This is a genomic window from Rhodococcoides sp. S146-33 (genome assembly GCF_059489205.1).
In genome coordinates, this window is record NZ_JCAJWY010000004.1 from 129,008 (window position 1) to 144,195 (window position 15,188).

Annotated in this window: 12 protein-coding genes; 4 read left to right on the top strand and 8 right to left on the bottom strand. The window is 64.9% G+C overall.

Translation table 11 applies throughout. The features are described from left to right. Positions 1 to 70 precede the first annotated feature (70 nt). A complete protein-coding gene (locus tag AC5WEY_RS18470; RefSeq protein ID WP_057479904.1) occupies positions 71 to 2,116 on the top strand; it encodes a glycoside hydrolase family 15 protein in 2,046 nt (681 codons plus the stop codon). A 13-nt stretch (positions 2,117 to 2,129) separates the two neighbouring features. Here AC5WEY_RS18470 and AC5WEY_RS18475 read toward each other — a convergent pair whose 3' ends face one another. After that, entirely contained in the window at positions 2,130 to 3,137 is a 1,008-nt protein-coding gene (locus tag AC5WEY_RS18475; RefSeq protein WP_495647003.1) for a nitronate monooxygenase, read from the bottom strand. A 165-nt stretch (positions 3,138 to 3,302) separates the two neighbouring features. Here AC5WEY_RS18475 and AC5WEY_RS18480 point away from each other — a divergent pair, with 165 nt between their 5' ends. Beyond that, on the top strand, positions 3,303 to 4,778 hold the full coding sequence (locus AC5WEY_RS18480; RefSeq protein WP_495647004.1) for an HNH endonuclease signature motif containing protein: 1,476 nt from the start codon (positions 3,303 to 3,305) through the stop codon (positions 4,776 to 4,778). A gap of 120 nt (positions 4,779 to 4,898) precedes the next feature. Here the strand turns inward: AC5WEY_RS18480 and lepA are convergent, their stop codons facing one another. Next, positions 4,899 to 6,746, bottom strand: coding sequence for a translation elongation factor 4 (gene lepA, locus AC5WEY_RS18485; RefSeq protein WP_371829190.1), 1,848 nt, complete (start codon positions 6,744 to 6,746; stop codon positions 4,899 to 4,901). Positions 6,747 to 6,896: 150 nt separating this feature from the next. On the opposite strand from lepA, the gene AC5WEY_RS18490 reads away from it, so the two are divergent. Beyond that, positions 6,897 to 7,466, top strand: coding sequence for a type II toxin-antitoxin system PemK/MazF family toxin (locus tag AC5WEY_RS18490; RefSeq protein WP_057479902.1), 570 nt, complete (start codon positions 6,897 to 6,899; stop codon positions 7,464 to 7,466). 48 nt (positions 7,467 to 7,514) lie between these two features. Here AC5WEY_RS18490 and AC5WEY_RS18495 read toward each other — a convergent pair whose 3' ends face one another. From AC5WEY_RS18495 to AC5WEY_RS18505, 3 genes are read right to left on the bottom strand one after another with little or no spacing between them, the layout of a single operon-like run. Continuing rightward, a complete protein-coding gene (locus AC5WEY_RS18495; protein ID WP_200936730.1) occupies positions 7,515 to 8,357 on the bottom strand; it encodes a transglutaminase family protein in 843 nt (280 codons plus the stop codon). Further along, complete coding sequence (locus AC5WEY_RS18500) at positions 8,354 to 9,328, bottom strand: alpha-E domain-containing protein (protein WP_057479900.1); 975 nt, start codon at positions 9,326 to 9,328, stop codon at positions 8,354 to 8,356. The genes AC5WEY_RS18495 and AC5WEY_RS18500 overlap by 4 nt, the downstream gene beginning before the upstream one ends. Next, the gene (locus AC5WEY_RS18505; protein ID WP_495647165.1) at positions 9,329 to 11,023 is read right to left on the bottom strand and encodes a circularly permuted type 2 ATP-grasp protein; all 1,695 of its coding nucleotides are present in this window, start codon (positions 11,021 to 11,023) and stop codon (positions 9,329 to 9,331) included. Between the two features lie 215 nt (positions 11,024 to 11,238). Between AC5WEY_RS18505 and rpsT the strand changes: the two genes are divergently transcribed. After that, positions 11,239 to 11,499: a 30S ribosomal protein S20 gene (gene rpsT / locus AC5WEY_RS18510; protein ID WP_027497522.1), complete on the top strand. Its 261-nt coding sequence runs from the start codon at positions 11,239 to 11,241 to the stop codon at positions 11,497 to 11,499. A 95-nt stretch (positions 11,500 to 11,594) separates the two neighbouring features. On the opposite strand, the gene holA is transcribed toward rpsT, so the two are convergent. From holA to AC5WEY_RS18525, 3 genes are read right to left on the bottom strand one after another with little or no spacing between them, the layout of a single operon-like run. Next, the gene (gene holA / locus AC5WEY_RS18515; RefSeq protein WP_495647005.1) at positions 11,595 to 12,563 is read right to left on the bottom strand and encodes a DNA polymerase III subunit delta; all 969 of its coding nucleotides are present in this window, start codon (positions 12,561 to 12,563) and stop codon (positions 11,595 to 11,597) included. Positions 12,564 to 12,619: 56 nt separating this feature from the next. Further along, positions 12,620 to 14,212: a ComEC/Rec2 family competence protein gene (locus tag AC5WEY_RS18520; RefSeq protein ID WP_495647006.1), complete on the bottom strand. Its 1,593-nt coding sequence runs from the start codon at positions 14,210 to 14,212 to the stop codon at positions 12,620 to 12,622. Next, positions 14,209 to 15,102, bottom strand: coding sequence for a ComEA family DNA-binding protein (locus AC5WEY_RS18525; protein WP_495647007.1), 894 nt, complete (start codon positions 15,100 to 15,102; stop codon positions 14,209 to 14,211). The genes AC5WEY_RS18520 and AC5WEY_RS18525 overlap by 4 nt, the downstream gene beginning before the upstream one ends. Positions 15,103 to 15,188 lie beyond the last annotated feature (86 nt).

Consider the following 15,188-nt stretch of genomic DNA (forward strand, 5'->3'; position numbering starts at 1 on the left):
CCGGTGCTCACGCCACGCCGATCGACGACCAGCAGTGGACGACTGCCTTCGATAAGTCGATGATTACGCCATGACGGCATTCGAAGACGTTTCGCCCGTGCCTCCGGTGGCCGACGAGCCCGCGATGGGATCGGGCCATCCGGGGTTGGGCGGGATCGAAGTTCAGGGCGCATTGGGCAGTACCGATGCACCGGTGTCCACCCTGACGTCCTACCGCAGCGCCTTTCCGCCGATCGACGACTACGCGTTCCTCTCGGACTGCGAGACCACGTGTCTGATCGCGCGCAACGGATCCGTCGAGTGGATGTGCGTGCCCCGGCCGGACTCCCCCAGCATCTTCGGCGCAATTCTCGATCGCAGCGCCGGTCACTTTCGCGTCGGCCCCTACGGTCAGTCGGTCCCTGCGGCGCGCCGCTATCTGCCCGGCGGTCTGATCGTCGAGACCACGTGGCAGACCGAGACCGGTTGGTTGATCGTGCGTGATGCATTGGTGATGGGCCCGTGGCACAACACCGATCAGCGCTCTCGCACCCACAAGCGCGCACCGAGCGACTGGGATGCCGAACACATACTGCTGCGCACCATCAAATGTGTCAGCGGCACTGTCGAATTGGAGATGAGCTGCGAGCCCGCCTTCGACTACCACCGGGCACCCGCGAACTGGGAGTACACCGGCAAGGTGTACGAGGAGACCACCGCAACCTGTGAGGCGAGCGCGGACGGTGACCAGCCCACACTGAAGCTGACCACCAATCTTCGGATCGGGATCGAGGGCCGTGAGGCTCGAGCTCGAACCCGAATGACCGAGGGCGACAACGTGTTCGTCGCGCTGTCGTGGTCCGACCTCCCTGCGCCGCAAACCTTCGAGGAAGCTGCGAGCAAGATGTGGCGGACGTCGGAATGTTGGCGACAGTGGATCACGATCGGGCGGTTCCCCGACCACCCGTGGCGCGGCTACCTCCAGCGCAGCGCGTTGACATTGAAGGGACTGACCTACGCGCCCACCGGTGCCCTGCTGGCGGCATCGACCACGTCGCTCCCGGAAACGCCGGGTGGAGAACGTAACTGGGACTACCGCTACACCTGGGTCCGCGATTCGACGTTCGCACTGTGGGGCCTCTACACCCTCGGACTGGACCGTGAGGCCAACGACTTCTTCGCGTTCATGTCCGACGTGGCGACGACGGCGAACGGCGAGGTCAATCCGCTGCAGGTGATGTACGGCATCGGTGGCGAGAAGACTCTCGACGAGAGCGAGCTGACGCACTTGTCCGGATACGACGGCGCGCGGCCGGTACGCATCGGCAACGGTGCCTACGACCAAGAGCAGCACGATATCTGGGGCACCATGCTCGACTCCGTGTACCTGCACGTCAAGTCACGCGAGCACGTCCCGGAATTTCTGTGGCCGCTGCTCAAACGTCAGGTCGAGGAAGCGATCGCCAACTGGCGCAAACCGGACCGTGGCATCTGGGAGGTACGCGGCGAACCGCAGCACTTCACGTCCTCGAAGCTCATGTGTTGGGTCGCGCTCGATCGCGGCGCCAAGCTCGCCGACATCCACGGCGAGAAGGACTACTCGGACCAGTGGAACGAGATCGCGGACGAGATCAAGGCGGACATTCTCGAGCACGGCATCGACTCACGCGGAGTGCTGACCCAGCGCTACGGCGACCCGTCGCTGGACGCGTCGTTGCTACTGGCACCGCTGCTCCGGTTCCTACCGGCCGACGACGAGCGAATCCGTGCCACGGTGCTCGCCATCGCCGACGAGTTGACCGAGGACGGATTGGTTCTGCGCTACCGTACCGACACCACCGACGACGGCTTGGCCGGTGAGGAAGGAACGTTCACCATCTGCTCGTTCTGGCTGGTCTCCGCCTTGGTGGAAATCGGTGAACTCCCCCGTGCGAAGCACCTCTGCGAACGGCTGCTCGGTTACGCGAGCCCGCTCAAGCTCTATGCAGAAGAGATCGATCATCGCACCGGCCGTCACCTCGGTAATTTCCCGCAGGCATTCACGCACCTCGCTCTGATCAACGCAGTGGTCCACGTCATCCGAGCCGAGGAGGCACAGGCATCGGGCCACTTCCAGCCCGCTCACTCCAACCCTTGATCGAGTAGAGGTTTCAGCGGCCTAGCTGCTTCGCCCAGTCGGCGATCAGCTCGGCCGCGGGCTTTGCCTGAGCGCGGCGATGGCCGGTACCTGCCCACATCGACAGTCCCGACGGGTCGCCCACTGCTGCTGCCTTCGCGCGCATCGGCGCGGTCAGGTAGTGCAGATCGGGATACGCCAAGGGAGCGACGTCCGAGTTCGCCTGCATGAATTCGTTCACCAGACCCCGCGCGGGACGGCCCGAGAACGCCCTCGTCACTGCGGTGCCCGGAGCCAGTGTGAGCTGTTCGCGGTGCACCGGTTTGGTGCCGGCCTCAGGCGTGTTCAGGAACGCTGTCCCGAGCTGCGCGGCATGGGCGGCACCCGAATCCAGCAGTGGCGCAATGTCGTTGCCGTCCATCAACCCACCCGCTGCAATGCGAGGAAGTTCCGAGATCTCGCGGATCGCCAACAGCAATTCGGCCAACGGTTCGTCCGGGGACGACCCGTCGAACGTACCCCGATGTCCACCGGCTTCGGGCCCCTGCACAACGAGGGCGTCGACGCCGTTGGCGGTGGCCACCGACGCGTCGGACGCGGTGGCGACGGTGGCCCACACCTCGGTCCCGACGGCGTGCAGTTGGGCTACCTCGTCCGCATCGAACGTCGCGAACGTGCTCGAGACCAGCGGTACCGGGTGCTCGAGCAGCCATGCGAACTTCTCGGCGTAGAAGTCGTCTCGTCGCAGCAGCTCCCCTGGTTCGGCGTCGAACCGCTCGAACCACGGTGCCAGGTGCGCGGCGTAGCTGTCCACGTCGGCACCGGACGGCTCCTCCGGCAGAAAGAGGTTCACACCGAACGGCAGGCCCCGCACCGAATCGATTCGTGCGGCAAATGCTTCAAGTGTCAGCAAGGCGCCCGCGATCATGCCTATCCCGCCCGCCTCCGAGACCGCGCGAGCGAGCTCTGGAGTACTGGGGCCACCCGCCATCGGGGCACCGACAACGGGCACACGGAGCTGCTTCAAGATCGGCGTAGTCACAGGTTCGAAATGTACTCGCCGGCCACGGCCCCGTCTGTCGCACCCGACATGCGTCCGCTATCACACGCCACCGACAGAATCGCGGTATCGAATTCTTCTGCAGAGCAATAGTTTTCGATTGCAACATCATTGTGTATCGAATACATGTTCGATACACTTCACCCCATGACGACCGCGATCTGGCAACTGAGCGAAAGCGAACTCCTCGCGGCCGCCACCGCGGCGTCCCATGACATTGAAGTGCTCGAAGCCCACCGCATCGCCCTTGTCGCCGAAATCGACACCCGCGTCTCCCGCGAGAAACTCGGCTTCCCCGGACCCGCCGGCTGGCTCACCTCCACCACCCTGCTCTCCCCCGGCAAAGCCACCAAAATCGTCGCCCTCGCCCGCGGACTGAAGAACTTCCCCGATATCGCCGACGCCGTCGACACCGGCGGCATCTCCATCGACCATGCCGCCCTGATCCTCACCTTCGCCGAAACCCCACCGAAGAACCTCCCCCAAGAAGGCCAGGACCTCGCCCGAGCAGCACTGCTGACCGCCGCCACCGGACCCGAAGCCCGCACCGGACCACTGCGCGCCGCGATCACCACACTCCACGACACCTACGGCGACAAGAAACCACCCGACGACACCGACCGCAACGAACTCTTCGCCTCCACCACCCTCAACGGACGTCTCGTGGCGAAGATGGATTTCGACGCCATAACCGGAGAAAAGTTCCTCACCGCGCTCTCACCGTTGACCGAACCCCGCCCCGCCGCCGACGGCACCCCCGACGAACGCAGCCCCGCGCGGCGCAGAGCCGACGCCTTCGGACACATCCTCGACCGCTACCTCGCCTCCAGTAACCGACCGACCGAAGGCGGGGAAAAGCCGCACGTCAACCTGCACATCACCTTGCGCGACCTCACCAACCTGTGCCGCACCATGAACGCCGACAGCGACTCCGACTCCGACTCCGACTCCGACTCTGACACTGACACTGACACTGACACTGACACACCGAACTACGAGAACGGCAGCACCGCAACCGAATCCCACTGCAGCGGCGGTGGCGGCGACGGCAGCAGCAGCAGCAGCAGCGATGATTGCGGCAGCGGAAGCGGCGACGGGTGCGATAGTGGCAGCGGCGGGGGTTGCGACAGTTCGACCGGACCGGCCGCCGACCGCGGCGCGTATCGGGACCTGTTCGGTGACGGCACCACCGTCGGATGGCTCCCCTGGATGGGACCGCTCTCCCGCGAGACCTCCCGCCAACTGGCCTGCGACTGCATCCTGACCGCGATCGTCATGGACGAGAACGGTTCCCCGATCAACCTCGCCCGCACCGCCCGCACCGTGAACGCGAAACAGAAACGCGCCCTCACCGCCCGCGATCACGGGTGCGCGTTCCCCGGCTGCGGCAAACCCGCCGCCTGGCCAGAGGGACACCACATTTGGCATTGGACCGACGGCGGCCCCACGGACATGAACAACCTCGTGCTGCTCTGCGGATTCCATCACCGACTCATCCACCACAGCGACTGGGAAGTCTTCATCGGTACCGACAACCACCCCTGGTTCATCCCACCGGCCACCGTCGACCCCTACCGACAACCCCGACAATCCCACGCCCGCGCCGGCCCCCACATCGCCTGAGCACACATAAAAACAAGCCAGCCCCGCACCGAGAACACGGTGCGGGGCTGGAAAAGGTTGTGTCACAGCTACTTCGATACGAGCGAAGACACCTCGAAGTTGCCGGAGCGCATGCCTGCCCTACTTCTTGGGCTTGTCCGACGAAGACTCCGAGGACAGTGCGGCGACGAAGGCTTCCTGCGGCACCTCGACGCGACCGATCGTCTTCATCCGCTTCTTGCCCTCTTTCTGCTTCTCGAGCAGCTTGCGCTTACGGCTGATGTCGCCGCCGTAGCACTTGGCCAACACATCCTTACGGATCGCCCGGATGTTCTCGCGGGCGATGATGCGCGATCCGATGGCGGCCTGGATCGGCACCTCGAACTGCTGACGCGGAATCAGTTCCTTGAGCTTGGTCGTCATCTTGTTGCCGTAGGCCGCGGCATTATCCTTGTGCACGATTGCCGAGAACGCGTCCACGGCCTCACCCTGCAGCAAGATGTCGACCTTGACCAGCGCACCGGCCTGCTCGCCGATCTCCTCGTAATCGAGGCTGGCGTACCCGCGGGTGCGGGATTTGAGGATGTCGAAGAAGTCGAAGATGATCTCGGCCATCGGAATCGTGTAGCGCAACTCCACACGGGTCTCGGACAGGTAGTCCATGCCGCCGAGCTCGCCACGTCGTCCCTGGCACAGCTCCATGATGGAGCCGATGAACTCACTGGGCGAGATGATGGTGCACTTGACCATCGGCTCGAACACTTCCCGCGCCTTGCCCTCGGGCCAGTACGACGGATTGGTGACGATGTGCTCGGCACCGTCTTCCATCTCGACGCGGTAGACCACGTTCGGCGAGGTCGAGATCAAGTCGAGGTTGAACTCCCGCTCGAGTCGTTCGCGGGTGATCTCCATGTGCAGCAGACCGAGGAAGCCACAGCGGAATCCGAAGCCGAGAGCAACCGAGGTCTCCGGCTCGTAGGTCAGGGCCGCATCGTTGAGTTGCAGCTTCTCGAGAGCATCACGCAGGTCCGGGTAGTCCGAGCCGTCGAGTGGGTAGAGACCGGAGTACACCATCGGTCGAGGCTCGCGATAACCGGTCAGCGGCTCGGTTGCGCCCTTGCGGAAGGTCGTGACGGTGTCGCCCACCTTCGACTGACGGACGTCCTTGACTCCGGTGATGAGGTAACCGACCTCGCCGACGCCCAAGCCCTTGGTGGCCTTGGGATCGGGCGAGACGATGCCGACCTCGAGCAACTCGTGCGTCGAGCCGGTCGACATCATCGTGACCTTCTCGCGCGGGTTGAGCGCACCGTCGACCACTCGCACGTAGGTGACGACGCCGCGGTAGGTGTCGTAGACCGAGTCGAAGATCATTGCGCGGGCCGGGCCGTCCGGGTTTCCGACCGGAGCCGGGACCAGTTTGACGACCTCGTTGAGCAGTTCTTCCACGCCGACACCGGTCTTACCGGATACGCGCAGAACGTCGTCGGCCTCGCACCCGATGATGTGGGCGATCTCGGCCGCATAGCGATCCGGATCGGCAGCGGGGAGATCGATCTTGTTGAGCACCGGAATGATGGTGAGCTCTTTGTCGAGAGCCAGGTACAGGTTGGCCAGCGTCTGCGCCTCGATACCCTGCGCGGCGTCGACGAGCAGCACTGCACCTTCGCAGGCTTCGAGGGCGCGAGAGACTTCGTAGGTGAAGTCGACGTGACCGGGAGTGTCGATGAGGTGCAGCACGAACTCTTCGCCGTCGACAACCCACGGCAGCCGCACGTTCTGCGCCTTGATGGTGATTCCGCGCTCGCGCTCGATATCCATCCGGTCCAAGTACTGTGCGCGCATCGACCGGTCGTCGACGACGCCCGTGAGCTGCAACATCCGGTCTGCCAGCGTCGACTTACCGTGGTCGATGTGGGCAATGATGCAGAAGTTCCTGATCCTGGACGGATCGGTGAACGTCGTGTCGGCGAAGCTGGGCACTCGTATCCTTCGGCTGGCGTGTTCGAAATGAGCGAACGGGTATGTCCATCGTCCCACGCCGAGAACGGTGCGCCGTCCCCGGCTGTCCGAGTTCGGCTGCGAGGTCGCCACAGTCTGGGCTGTGAGCAGCAACGTGAGGGTGGCTACACTCGCCGCATGGCTGGCAACTGGAGCAGATTCGGCAAGGAACTGGGCAAGATCGCGATGCGTGAAGGCCCGCGACTGCTGCGTCAACTGCAGAAGTCCGGTGCCCTGCAGAAGGGCAAGGACGCGATCACTGGCACGACGACGAACACGTCCGCTCCGGCTCCTCGACCCGGCCGCCCGGTGGCGTCACAGACGAGGCCGACGGCCCAGCGCGCCCGCACCATCGAGTACTCCCCCGACCTGGACGGCAAGGCCGATCCGGGTGAAATCGTCTGGACCTGGGTGACCTACGAAGAAGACGCAAGTCAGGGCAAGGATCGCCCGGTGTTGGTCATCGGGCGTGAGGGCAACGACCTACTCGGTCTGATGCTGTCGAGCCAGAGCAGCCGGGACGGCGACCGCGACTGGCAATCGATCGGATCCGGTTCCTGGGATGCCGAGGGCCGACCGAGCTGGATTCGTCTGGACCGCGTTCTCGACGTGCCCGAAGACGGTATCCGCCGCGAGGGCGCGATCCTGGGCAAGTCCCAATTCGATTCCGTCGCAGCCCGATTGCGTCGAGACTTCGGCTGGAACTGACGTCGTGCGCGCTTTGCGTACCTACGGCTACGCAAAGCGCGCACGACGTCAGGCGAGTCGAGTGATTTCCACGACGACGTCGAGTGCCGTCGAACCGCCACCGGAGAAGATGCCCTTGAGCGGGGGCACGTCGGCGTAGTCACGGCCCAGTCCCACCGACACGTGCTGCTCGTTGACGGCGATCGCGTTGGTCGGGTCGTAGCCCCACCAGGCTCCGGTCCACGCCTCGATCCACGCGTGACTCTGCCCCTCGACGGTCGCGCCGATCGCAGCCTGCTTCTTCGGGTGCAGGTATCCCGACACGTACCGGCTCGGGATACCGATGCTGCGCAGCATCAGCAAAGTCAGGTGGGCGTAGTCCTGGCAGACGCCCTTCTTCTCCGACCACGCCTCGACCGCCGAGGTGTGCACCCCGGTGGTTCCCGGCACGTACGACATCTCCTGGTTGACCCAGTTCGAGATCTCGACCACCGATTCCTGCGGCGGCAGTCCCTTCGCCAGCTTCTTCGCCACCGAGGCGAGCTGACGATTCTTCGGTACGTAGACCGTGTTGTCGAGCACCTCGTTGAAACGGTCGGTGACCTGATCGCCGGCCAGTTCCTCCCACGAAGCGTTCTCGTCGGGATAGACGAACGGATCGGTCTCGACCACCGACGAACCGGTGACCTCGAGCTCGGTGTGCGGTGCGTGCAGGTCGAATGCCGTCACCGCCGTGCCCCAGTAATCGGTGTAGCGGTAGGAACGCGTCACCGGGTTGGTCTCCACCCGATTCAGAATGACGTTCTGCCGGTTGTCACTTCGCGGCGTCAACCGAGCTTCGTTGTACGACGACGTCACCGGTGCGTCGTACTGATAGCCGGTGGTGTGCACCACACGCATACGCCAGCTCACAGTTCACCTTCCAATTGATCTTCGTATGTGCCGGATCCGGCGTCCGTCCACGCCACCCAGGGCGCGGCATGGAAGTACTGCTTGGAGATGGCCTCGCCCAGTTCGCGGCAGGTTTCCTGCAGCGCCAGCAAACGATCCTGCAGATCGTCGAGAATCTCACCGGGCCGAAGGAATTCGAGTTCGCTGCGAGCGCGACCGAGTAGCCGCTGCGCTTCGGCACGAGCACCGACACGACTGTTCGGCTGATGATCGAGCTGATCGAGCGAGCGTTCCGCCTCGTTCAGTGCATAGAACACCGAACGCGGAAACAGCCTGTCCAACAACATGAATTCAAGAACTCGCTGGGCATCGAGCGCACCGCGGTAGGTACGCAGGTAGGTGTCGTGAGCACCTGCGGATCGCAGAACGGTGACCCAGGCCGGCGACGACGGTCGATCGCCCGCGCGCGAGAGCAGCAGCCGAACGATCATGTCGATGCGCTCCACCGAGCGGCCGAGCAACAGGAATCGATAGCCGTCGTCGTGACTGAGAGTCGAATCCGCGAGGCCGGCGAACATCGCGGCTCGTTCCTCGATGTAGCTGAAGAACTCGGCCGGACCGGTGCGCTTGGATGCTCGGATCCGTTCGTTCAGTCCGTTGTAGGTGGTGTTCAGGCACTCCCACATCTCACTGGACGTGACTTCGCGCGCGCCCCGGGCATTTTCGCGTGCGCTCGACAGCGAATCCACGATGGAGCCGAGGCCGTCACGGCTGAAGGCCACCAACTCGGTGAGCGACCACACGTCGAGCGAGACGTCCGGCTCGTGCTTGAAACCGAGCACTCGTAACAGCACTCGCGAGATGTGGTCGGGATCGACCGTGGCGTCTTCGAGAAGCTGGTGGACGGTGACGTCGAGAATGCGAGCCGTGTCGTCCGCTCTTTCGACGTACCGTCCGATCCAGTAGAGCGACTCTGCGTTGCGCGCGAGCATTTACTGTCCACCGCCGTTCGAGTCCGAGTTCGTTGCCTGCTGCTGTTGTTGCTGCTGTTGCTGATTCATCTGCTGGTCCATCGTCAGCTCCGGTCCCTGTTCGACCATCGGCGACTCGGGCGGAACGCTCACGATCTCCTCGCCTGCCAGTTCCTGCTCCTCCTGCGAGGTTCGGGTGGCGAGCACCCAGGTGTCCTTACTGCCGCCGCCCTGGCTCGAGTTGACCACCAACGAACCCTCCGGCAGCGCTACTCGGGTCAAGCCTCCGGGCAACACCCAGACGTCGTCGCCGTCGTTGACTGCGAACGGCCGCAGGTCCACGTGCCGGGGAACCAACCGGTCACCGATCTTGGTCGGCACCGTCGAGAGCTGCACGACGGGCTGCGCGATCCAGCCGCGCGGATCCGCGCGAACCTTCTTGCTGATGGTCGCCAATTCCTTCGGCGAGGCGTCCGGGCCGAAGACGATGCCGTAACCACCGGACCCTTCGACCGGCTTGATCACCAGTTCGTCGATACGGTCCAGGACCTCTTCGCACTCGTCGTCCAGCCAGCACCGGAACGTGTCGACGTTGGCGAGCAGCGGCTTCTCACCCATGTAGTAGTCGATGATCGTGGGCACGTAGGTATAGACCAGCTTGTCGTCGCCGACGCCGTTTCCGACGGCGCTGGAGATCACGACGTTGCCTGCGCGGGCGGCGTTGACGAGGCCTGCCACGCCCAGGACCGAATCCGGCCGGAACTGCATGGGGTCGAGGTAGTCGTCGTCGATGCGTCGGTAGATGACGTCGACCTGGCGCTCACCCTCGGTGGTGCGCATGTAGACGATGTTGTCCCGGCAGAACAGATCGCGTCCCTCGACGAGTTCGACGCCCATCAGCCGAGCGAGCAACGAATGCTCGAAGTACGCGGAGTTGGCCACACCGGGGGTCAGCACCACCACAGTGGGGTCGGCCTCGTTCAGAGCCGCGGCGGAACGCAATGCGCGCAGCAGGTGCGAGGCGTAATCGCCGACGGCACGCACGCGGTGACTGGCGAACAGATCCGGGAACACCCGGGCCATGGTGCGCCGGTTCTCCATGACATACGACACGCCGGATGGCGAACGGAGATTGTCCTCGAGGACGCGGAACGTGCCCTGAGCATCACGGACCAGGTCGATTCCGGCGACATGGATGCGCACGCCGTTCGGCGGTGTGATGCCGACGGCCTCGCGGTGGAAGTGCTCGCAGGAGGTGATCAGACGCTTAGGCACCACGCCGTCGCGAAGAATTTCCTGATCACCGTAGATGTCGGCGAGAAACATCTCGAGCGCTTTGACGCGCTGCTTGATGCCGCGCTCGAGCCGCGACCACTCCCCTGCGGCGATGACGCGGGGAACCTGGTCGAGGGGGAACGGGCGCTCCTGGCCGGACAGGGAGAACGTGATGCCCTGGTCGACGAATGCGCGTCCCAGTGCGTCGGATCTCGCGTCCAGGTCGGACGCGTTGGCCGGGGCAAGGGCTGTGTGAATGCCCTTGTAGGGAGTCCTGGTTCGCCCGTCCGAGTCGAACATCTCGTCGAAGGCGAGACTGTACTTTCCGACATCGGAGTAGCCCCCGAACACCCCGTCGACCTCGGGTTCGACGCGATCCGCTGACTTGGGTTTGGTCGCTTTGGCCTTGGTGGCGGCATGCGTTGCCGATCGCGGACTCATTATGGTCATGTTGCTACAGAGACTGGAGTTAGGCGCGGTAGAAGCGTTAATTTCTTGAAAAGCATCGTCACGCGTGCACCCAATTGGGTTTCGCCCCGCCGTGCTGGTATTCTCGATCTTCGGCGCAGGGCTCCAACGCTCTGCAGCAGACTTCGGGCATTCCAGCATGGATCGCCCTGACCGGAATACCGACGAAGACAAGAAGGATTTTACGCGTGGCCAATATCAAGTCCCAGAAGAAGCGGATCCTCACCAACGAGCGTGCACGCCTGCGCAACCAGTCGGTGAAGTCCTCCCTTCGCACCGTCATCCGCTCGTTCCGCGAGGCACAGGCTGCGGGCGACAAGGACAAGGCTTCCGAGATTCTCCTCGACGCCGGTCGCAAGCTCGACAAGGCCGCCAGCAAGGGCGTCATCCACAAGAACCAGGCTGCCAACAAGAAGTCGGCACTGGCTCTCGCAGTCAACAAGCTCTGATTCACCGCTGAGCTCGACCGAGCCCGCTGCATCCAACACGGAGGCAGCGGGCTTTCTCGTGCGCTGCACAGGTCACGATGCTGGAGCCGCGACTGCTACCGGCCGAGTCCCGCAACCTCCGACACCGCTTTTTCGACGGCATAGTCCGCGTCCGCTGCCTGTCCTTTGACGTCGGCGTTCAGTTGCGCCACAACCCGTAGTGCATGCGCGATGGATCGACCGTCCCAGCCTCGTGCCTGCCCCTGCGCCTTCTTGATCTTCCACGGCGGCATGCCCAGTTCGCCGGCCATACGGAACGGGTCGCCGCGACCGGCCGAACCCACCAGCGCGATGGTGCGTACGGCGTCGGCCAATGCGTCGGCCAGCAGCACGTGCGCGACTCCCCGATGCATCGCCCAGCGAACAGCCTCGAGCGCGCCGGCCCTGTCTCCGATCACCGCTTTGTCGGCGACGTCGAATCCGGATACTTCCGCCTTGCCCGAGTAGTAGCGGCGCACTGCGGCCAGATCGACCTTGCCGCCGGTATCGGAGACCAACTGTGAACAGGCCGAGGCCAATTCGCGGAGCTCGTTGCCGACCGATTCGACGACAGCCTCGATCACCTCGCCGCTCACGCGCACGTCGGCAGCGCGGAATTCACCGCGCACGAAGTCGATGCGTTCGGCAGGCTTGGTGAGCTTTACGCACTCGTGCACCTGAGCGCCGCACTTCTGCAGAGCACCGACCATGGCCTTGGCCCGACCGCCGCCGGAGTGCATGACCACCACGACCGCGCCCTCGGGCGGATCGGTTGCGGCGTCGAGTACGAGAGCGGCAGCGTCCTTGCCTGCCTCGGCCGCTGCCTCGAGCACAACCACGCGATCCTCCGCGAACAGCGACGGGCTGAGCAGTTCGGCGAGTTCCGGGGCACTGGCGTCGCCGGTACGCAATCGCGTGACCGGCAGGTCCTCCCCCGGAATCGCCGCATTGGCACGCACCTGGGCCACGATCGACGCCACCGCGCGATCCATCAGGAGTTCCTCGTCGCCGAGAACCAGATGCAGAGGAGCCACACTCGAAGTCACACCTGTGATCGTGCCATGTGGGGCAGACACGGCGAGCATCCGCTTCGACCGAACACTCACCACAGCACGTGCGCAGTCCACATGGCCAATGCCGCAATAGCCATCACCGCACCGAACCACCGCAGCACTCGACACCGCAACGCCACGAGCAGTGTGGCTGTTCCGAAAACCGCCAGTGCTGCACCCACGAGACCGTCGGGGACGACGAGGCCCGCAACCGGCACCGACGCGGCCCGCTCTGCCACCGTGATCAACCACCACAGCGGTGCCGACGCCAGCTGCGCCGTCAACTCCGCCAGTGACGTGCTGACGGTGGCGATCACGGCCGTCACGATGCCCACCACCGTGATCGGAGCGACGACCGGTGCGACCAGCACGTTCGCAACGATGCCCACCACACTGATCGTTCCCGTCATTGCCGCGACAACAGGTGCCGTCACCGCGTGCGCCGCTGCAGCGACGGCCACCACCTCCGCGGCTCCCCTGGGCCAGCCGCGGGCTCGGAGCCAGTCGACCCAGATCGGTCCGACCAGGACGAGTCCGGCGGTGGCGAACACCGACAGCACGAATCCGACGTCGACCGCCAGCCTCGGCCACCATGCGAGCAACCCCAGCACCGCGCCGCAGAGAGCCGGAACGGCCTGCCGCCGCCTGCCGGTGACGAGGGCCAACAACCCGATCGAGCCCATCACCGCCGCGCGAAGCACACTCGGCGACGGGCGGGCCACGATCACGAACGCAACGAGCACAATGAACGCGACTGCGACAGTCGCTCGGGGGCCGATCCCGATACTGCGCAACACCAACAGGACCGCACCGATCACAATGGAGAAATTGGCACCGGACACCGCCGTCAGGTGCGTCAGGCCCGCTGCCCGGAAGTTCTCGGCCACAGTTTCGTCCAATCGGGACACGTCCCCGACAACGAGACCGGGTAGCAGACCTGCGCGATCCGCCGGCATCGAATTCTGCGCCACCGCAGCCAAATTCGACCGAAAGGTGCCGGCCGTAGCAGAGATCGTGCCGGGCTCATCGACGGTGACCGGTGGTCCCGACACGCGGATCACCGCCACGGTCATGTCCGGCCGAATCGGTGTGCCGAGCCTGCCCCGGACGGTGATCTGTTGACCCGGCAGCAGTGCCGACCAGCTCGACTCCGGAGCGATGATCGACACGCGTCCGCCGACGTACAGCGCTTCGCCCCCGACGTCCACGCGAATCAGCTCAGCCTTCGTCATCACCATCGAGGGTCCTGCGGACGTCAGTCGGCGGGGGTCCTCTTCCAACCGCACCGACGCTGTGATCCACGCACGTTTGTCCGCGGCTGCTGCCACGGGATGATCTGCTACTGCGCACATCTGAAGCCAGATCGCTCCCCCGAAGCACAGTGCGAGCGCGATCACCGTGGCCACTCCCGCACCACTGGGACCGGATGCGGCGCATCGCCGCGCCAACCGCCGCAGCAGCAGCGAACCGAGCAACACCACCGCCGAGGTGGACACCGTGGCCGCCACCGCCGCGCCGGGGCCGCCGAGAATTCCGACCGCGGTGATCGACCAGCACACCACCACAGCCGGAACCAGCCGAATATCGAAGGGCAGAAACTCGTCGGTCTGCGCAGTGGCGGTCAGTACGGCGGCGGTGCTCATCCGATGTGCACGAGATCGCGGATCTTCGTCAGCCTTCCGGGCCCGATCCCGTCCACTTCGGCGAGCTGATCGACAGAGACGAAGCGGCCGTTGGTCTCTCGCCAACTCACGATCGACGTCGCGGTCACCGGCCCCACCCCGGGTAAGGCGTCCAACTCGGCCACGGTGGCGGCATTGAGGTCCACCGTCCCGCCGATCGGCGAACCCTCAGGCGGATCGGCCGCGACCCCACCGGCCACCATTCCACCGCCCGACGCCACGCCCTGCGTCGAGGACGTACCGCTCACCGGCGGGGGTGCCTGCGGTGGCACGACACCGACGACGATCTGATCGCCGTCGGCCACTCGCGCGGCCATGTTGAGTGCCAGGAGATCGGCACCCTCCACGGGTCCTCCCGCCGCGGCGATCGCGTCGGCGATTCGCGAACTCGGTTGCAGCCGAACCAGTCCGGGCTGTGTCACCAGGCCGACGACGCTCACGACCAGCTCGGCCCCCGCTGCCGGTACCGGTTCGGCCGGGACGTCCGGATCCCCCGTATCGGGAGCAACCACGGCCAGTGGCGGAGCGGGTGCAGGCGTCGGCGCATCTCGAAACACCGCGAACGCTGCGACGAGCACGACAAAAACTCCGGCTGCAGCCAGGGCGATGGCTCCCTGTCTTCCCGGGTCCACCCGCGCGGAACGCCATCGTTGCGGAAGTACGGACGACCACGGAGAACCGAGCCGCTGCGAGCTCGAGATGAGCCAATCCGGTTCCGGGGTCGTCACGTCAGGACTCGGTTGCTCCATCTCGACACGCGCGGGTATGCCATCCCGGCGTTCGAAATCAGGTTGTCTACGCACGGCATTCAGTCGCGCCACCGTGTGCGCCCGATCGTCGTCACCGCCCATGTATCAGGACGCTAGTTCCGGCGGCCGGGCTCACCCGCAACGAGACGCTGGTCGCGAATTGCCCTGTGCACAACCCGATACCTGTG